This window comes from Streptomyces vastus, from assembly GCF_039532825.1.
Lineage (GTDB): Bacteria > Actinomycetota > Actinomycetes > Streptomycetales > Streptomycetaceae > Streptomyces > Streptomyces vastus.
The window spans coordinates 13,476-14,514 of sequence record NZ_BAAASJ010000124.1 but is presented as its reverse complement, the minus strand read 5'-3'; the positions used below and the strand labels follow the sequence as shown (position 1 = coordinate 14,514).

1 protein-coding gene and 1 pseudogene are annotated in these 1,039 nt (G+C 72.9%); both read right to left on the bottom strand.

What is annotated here, in order from left to right; translation table 11 throughout:
• Window positions 1-159 (bottom strand): annotated as a pseudogene (locus tag ABD357_RS41315) (site-specific DNA-methyltransferase); the annotation flags it as partial.
• Window positions 160-182: 23 nt separating this feature from the next.
• Window positions 183-851, bottom strand: a complete 669-nt coding sequence (locus ABD357_RS41310; RefSeq protein WP_344396689.1) for a hypothetical protein — start codon at window positions 849-851, stop codon at window positions 183-185.
• Between the last annotated feature and the right edge of the window lie 188 nt (window positions 852-1,039).

Below are 1,039 nucleotides of genomic sequence, written 5' to 3'. Positions count from 1 at the left end.
GACCACATCGCCGGGGCGGGTGTAGGTGGCGATGGCGTGGGCGGCGATCTGCGGGAGCATCTTGGCGGGGTGGGCGGCCGAGCCGGGCACGTAGCGGTCGCCGCGCTGGGCGGGGGCGGAGGTGGGGGCGGTGTTCCACACCGAGAGGGAGCAGGGCACGGCGGTATCTCCTTGGCCTTGGCCTACGGGTGGGTGATCGCGGACAGGGCGATCAGGTCGCAGTGCGCGACGCCGCGGGATGTGTCCGGGGGCGGGGCGGGTACGAGGCGGTCGCCGACCGGGTGGGCGTAGACGATCACGATGTGCTGGAGGTAGCGGAAGCCGGCGGTGCGGGCGCCCGCGATCAGCGTGCCGAGCGGGTCGGTGAGACGTCCGGCGTCCCGGCGCTGGCGGGTGGCCAGCAGCAGGATGCCGTTGGTGGGGAGGAGCCGGTGGGCGCGGTGGAAGAAGCCGGGCCAGCCGTCCTCCTGCGCGCCGGGCATCCCTCCGACGGCCGGCAGGTCGTCGGAGGGAGCGGGGAGTGCGTCGGGGTGGAGCTCGGCGAGCAGGATGGACGGCCTGCTCGCGGCGTCCTCGTCATCGACCGCGGCGGCGAAGGGCGTGCTCGGGATGCGGGCGTCCATGCCCGGCGCCGTGTCCCGGATCGCGATCTTGAGCAGTGGGGCGGGCCCGTGGCCGGGGCGTCCGACGAACTCGGTGCGGATCTTGTCGATCGCCCAGGCGGGCAGCACCGCGCCGGGGATGGGAGCGGCATTCGGCTCATCCGGGCCCGGGAACCAGGTCGTCGTCGGCAGCGGGTGGGACGTGCGCGGGCGGGGAGCAGTAGAGCGGCGGGAAGGAGTCTTCGACATGGGCTGGGTGGCGCCCAAGGCCGTGGGTCAGGCCGTCTCGTGCTGACGTGAAGTAATAGGGACTCGGCAGCTGATCTTTGCCATCGCGCCGGTACCTGTTCGATCCCCCGGGCGACTGGCGGCACGCACTCGGAGTCGTCCCCGGTCGACCCCACCGTGCATCGCATCTGTGCAGGTCATTATGCACG